Source organism: Microcystis sp. M53603_WE2 (assembly GCF_030065435.1).
Map to the genome: position 1 here is coordinate 1 of NZ_JASJFF010001298.1, position 4,858 is coordinate 4,858.

General features: G+C 42.5%; 5 protein-coding genes. 3 read left to right on the top strand and 2 right to left on the bottom strand.

Annotation, left to right across the window (positions count from 1 at the left end; translation table 11 throughout):
- Nucleotides 1–290: 290 nt before the first annotated feature.
- From PX481_RS27175 to ureC, 3 genes are all read left to right on the top strand, one after another.
- A complete protein-coding gene (locus PX481_RS27175; RefSeq protein ID WP_288097051.1) occupies nt 291–599 on the top strand; it encodes a hypothetical protein in 309 nt (102 codons plus the stop codon).
- A gap of 319 nt (nt 600–918) precedes the next feature.
- Nucleotides 919–1,815 (top strand): polyphosphate kinase 2 family protein, encoded by an 897-nt coding sequence (locus PX481_RS27180; protein ID WP_002761380.1) that lies wholly within the window; start codon nt 919–921, stop codon nt 1,813–1,815.
- 81 nt (nt 1,816–1,896) lie between these two features.
- Entirely contained in the window at nt 1,897–3,606 is a 1,710-nt protein-coding gene (gene ureC, locus PX481_RS27185) for an urease subunit alpha (RefSeq protein ID WP_012268266.1), read from the top strand.
- A 56-nt stretch (nt 3,607–3,662) separates the two neighbouring features.
- Here ureC and PX481_RS27190 read toward each other — a convergent pair whose 3' ends face one another.
- Nucleotides 3,663–3,998, bottom strand: coding sequence for an LPP leucine zipper domain-containing protein (locus PX481_RS27190; RefSeq protein WP_002774386.1), 336 nt, complete (start codon nt 3,996–3,998; stop codon nt 3,663–3,665).
- A gap of 386 nt (nt 3,999–4,384) precedes the next feature.
- Nucleotides 4,385–4,627, bottom strand: coding sequence for a CHAT domain-containing protein (locus PX481_RS27195; protein ID WP_199308099.1), 243 nt, complete (start codon nt 4,625–4,627; stop codon nt 4,385–4,387).
- Nucleotides 4,628–4,858: the final 231 nt, after the last annotated feature.

The following is a 4,858-nucleotide window of genomic DNA, read 5'->3' on the forward strand; positions in this document are numbered from 1 at the left end:
ACGTTCAAAAACCTTGCATTATCCTTCTTGTAGTACATCGCTTGGTACAAAAAACAAGGGCAACAAAGCCTAAAACGACCGACTCCTGACGACCGGCTACTGACTCCTACCCCCAGGAAAAACTTTTTCAGCAGACCCTAACTAATAATGGTTATGAAAAAATTTTAGGTTTACGAGATTTATATCCCGAAACTCTAGAAAATAGAACTAAGGTAGAAAATGGCATTAAAGGATTTTTAAAACCTTTACTTCAGAACAAGGGAATTCCCATTTCGATGATTTTAGTGATTATGGAAATCGAAGCTTGGTTTTTAGGTGAATACAGTTTTCTGACTAAAATAGATAGTTGTTTAACATCTAAGTTTATTCTAGACAATTTAGGTTTCGCTCTAAATGTCCTAGATGTAGAACAAATACCACATCCTAGTCAAGTGCTGGACAGTATTTATCAATTAATACAACGAAGCTATGATAAAAGCGAAAGGACTGTGGAAGAAATAGCTAGTCTCCTAGATTATGAGTTTATATATTTGCATCTAGTTGAAAAGATTAAACAACTCAAGCAGCTTATTGATGCAATCAAACTTTTTTTAAAGTAAAAATACATCTACAGCGTTTCTCATCAAGATAAAGTGTAACCTACTTTGACATCGACCACCTACTCCCCAAAACGAAAACTTCGCACCTCACCATTAAGATAACTGTTGTAATACTGCTCACTTAATATTCTATTTTCCTACCGATAACTGATAAACGGTTGACAGCTTAGATGTGTAATTAATTTTGCTTAGGGACTGACAGCTATTTAAATATACTTTTGCCAGTTCATCCTTGACTCGCCGGTTCAAGAGTTAGATATTTTCCGAGCAAAAGTGCTACAATGTAATCTTAAGGGTCAAAACAATCAAGGAGAAGAGCATGGTCAGCAAAATTGATCGCCAAGCATTTTTACAATCCTTAATAGTGCCACCGGGTAAAGAAATTTCTCTGCACAAAGACTACGATCCTGGGTTTAAGCCCGACTATATCACCAAAGAAGATGCCACGCTGCTGCTGCAACAGGGGATCGAAAAAATGGCCGAGTTTCAAGATAAACTCTATGCCCAGGATACCTATGCCCTGTTAATTAATCTGCAAGCCATGGATGCGGCGGGTAAAGATGGTACGATCAGACACGTTATGTCGGGCTTAAATCCCCAAGGCTGTCAGGTATTTAGCTTTAAAGTTCCCTCGGCCGAAGAACTAGATCACGATTATCTCTGGCGATATTATAAAGCCTTACCGGAGCGGGGTCGTATCGGTATTTTTAATCGTTCTTACTACGAAGAATTATTAGTCGTGCGCGTCCATCAAAATTTATTGGAACGGCAAAAACTCCCCCCGGAAGACAGAACCAAGAAAGTTTGGCAGCGACGTTTTGAGGAGATTAATAATTTTGAAAAATATCTGGTTAATAATGGGGTTATTGTCCTGAAATTCTTTCTCAATGTTTCTAAAGGAGAACAGAAAAAACGATTTTTGGAAAGAATTGATCGCCCTGAAAAAAACTGGAAGTTTTCTGAAAATGATGTCAAAGAAAGAGCTTTTTGGGGTGATTACATGAAAGCCTACGAGGAGGTATTCAATCATACCAGTACCGAATGGGCCCCCTGGTATATTATCCCGGCTGATCGCAAATGGTTTACCCGTTTAGCTGTGGGGGCGGTTATTTATCACACCCTGGAATCCCTTGGTTTAAAATATCCCACCGTTACCGAAGAACATCACCAAGCTTTACTGAAAGCCAAAGAAATCCTCGAAAACGAGCCAGATTAAAAATGGAAGAAAATCCCCAAAAAGCGATAATTGCCGGAAAATCGATCGTATAATCAATGTCGATTTTCAAGAATTCCCCCTATGAATTATCGCATCGATCGCCGCACCTATGCAGAAACCTACGGCCCCACCGTCGGAGATAAAGTTCGCCTGGCAGACACGGAATTATTTATCGAAGTCGAAAAAGATTTCACCACCTACGGCGATGAGGTAAAATTCGGCGGCGGTAAAGTAATTCGCGATGGTATGGGCCAATCCCCCATTTCTAGGGAAGATGGGGCGGTGGATCTAGTGATTACTAATGCCTTAATTCTCGACTGGTGGGGCATCGTTAAAGCCGATGTGGGCATTAAAGACGGCAAAATTTATAAAATCGGTAAGGCGGGCAATCCCCACATTCAAGATAATGTCGATATTATTATCGGTCCTGCTACCGAGGCATTAGCTGGGGAAGGGATGATTTTGACGGCAGGCGGGATTGATGCCCATATTCATTTTATCTGTCCCCAACAAATTGAGACAGCGATTGCGTCGGGGATTACCACAATGATTGGTGGCGGGACCGGACCTGCAACGGGAACTAATGCCACCACCTGCACCCCGGGAGAATGGCACATCTATCGAATGCTAGAGGCGGCCGAAGCTTTCCCGATGAATTTGGGTTTTTTGGGTAAAGGCAATAGCAGTCAGCCGGAAGGACTAGCGGAACAGGTAAAAGCGGGGGTAATTGGCTTAAAACTCCATGAAGATTGGGGAACCACTCCGGCAGCCATTGATACCTGTTTAAGCGTGGCCGATAAGTACGATGTGCAGGTGGCGATTCATACGGATACTCTCAATGAGGCCGGTTTTGTTGAGGCCACTATCGCCGCTTTTAAAAATCGCGTCATTCACACCTACCACACGGAAGGGGCCGGCGGTGGTCATGCTCCCGATATTATCAGGGTTTGCGGGGAAATGAACGTTTTACCCTCCTCTACTAATCCCACGCGTCCCTATACGACGAATACCTTAGAGGAACACCTCGATATGTTGATGGTTTGTCATCATTTAGACCGGAGTATTCCCGAAGATGTGGCTTTTGCTGAATCCCGCATCCGCCGCGAAACTATTGCCGCCGAGGATATTCTCCACGATTTAGGGGCTTTTAGCATCATTTCCTCCGATTCTCAAGCGATGGGACGGGTGGGAGAAGTAATTATCCGCACTTGGCAAACTGCCCACAAAATGCGGGTACAACGAGGCAGACTGACCGGGGAAACGGGAGAGAATGATAATCTGCGGGCAAGACGATATATTGCTAAATATACGATTAATCCTGCTATTACCCATGGTGTCTCCGATTATGTCGGTTCCATCGAGGTGGGCAAATTAGCCGATTTGGTTCTCTGGAAACCGGCATTTTTTGGCGTAAAACCGGAAATTGTCCTGAAAGGCGGTTTAATCGCCTGGGCGCAAATGGGCGATGCTAATGCCAGTATTCCCACACCCCAACCGGTTTATATGCGTCCCATGTTTGCCTCTTTTGGTGGTGCGATCGCCAAAACTTCCTTGACATTTGTTTCTAAATATGCTATGAAAGCGGGCATTCCTGAGAAGTTAAAGCTGAAAAAAACCGCCGTAGCCGTGTCGAATACGCGCAATATCAGTAAGGCTAGTATGAAGCTTAATGACGCTTTACCGCGCATGGAAGTTAATCCCGAAACCTACGAGGTGCGTGCTGACGGGGAATTATTAATCTGTGAACCGGCTACGGTTTTACCCATGGCCCAACGCTATTTCCTATTTTGAATTCGATTTCAGGAAACGGGTTTTTTCAAAAAACCCGTTTTCTTTTTGAATCACAGTTAAGGATTAGTAGGAAGGTTTGGTAAAAATAACTTAACTAATCCTGCCATTAGTGCAGTAACAATAGCAACAAAGATGGTTCGATTAGTAAATTCCAAGTTATCTAGTCGTTTATTCACGCCTGTTAATTCTCCTTTAATATTTGCTATGTCAACTCTTAAGTTATTCACTTCTTCAGATAGCTTGTCTATTTTGCTATTAAGTTGTTCAGATAATCTGTCTATTTTGCCATTAAGTTGTTCAGATGATTTGTCTATTTTGTCATTAACTTCTTTGAATTGTCCTACAATAAAGTCTTTTAATTCTTTGAGGTCGTTTTCTGTAAATGTTGCCATTGTGTGACTCTCCTAGTAATTGTTTGTGATAAGTAGTCGTGCAAAATTAATTTCCCAGTCGAGACAGGAGACAGGAGACAGGAGACAGGAGACAGGAGACGGGAGACGGGAGACGGGAGACGGGATCAGATTTGAGTTTTTAGTTCACTGTTTACTGATCACAGCAAAAAGCTGACGGAGTAACTGCTGACGGTTTGGATGTGTAATTAATTTTGCTTAGGTAAGTAGGTGGGTGGAATTAAATATAAAATAAACGTAGGTTGGGTTGAAGCATGAAACCCAACGCCCGCATGGGTTACGCTACCGCTAACCCATCCTACAAATAATTGTGCCTACCTACTTACTTACCAATAATTTTACTACTAAGTTTAACTCCTAACCCTTAATCAGTCAAATTGCATCGAAGTTGCATCACCAGAAGGAATAAAACTGGCCCAATAAAAAGGATGTTTTTGCTTCTCACCCTTGAGCATTCCTAGTTGAATTTGTCGTAAAGCTTCACTGCGTCCTTCTCCTTTTTGTAAGCGTCCATAATAGGCGACCATTAAATCTTTAGTTGCGTCATCAGATACTTTCCAAAGGCTAATTAATTGGCTTTCACTTCCCGCAATAACTAAAGCGCGGCGCAATCCATAAATCCCTTCACCTACGCTTCTAGTTTGGTGATTTTTTGATGATAATTAATGCTTTATACTGTATATTAATTAAGTAGCTGGTTATAATTAAATTAAAAATGGATTTTAGGTTTGATCCCCCCTGCCCCCCTTGATAAGGGGGGTGCCGATAGGCGGGGGGATCCCCCCTGCCCCCCTTGATAAGGGGGGTGCCGATCCCCCCTTAGTCCCCCCTTAATCCCCCCT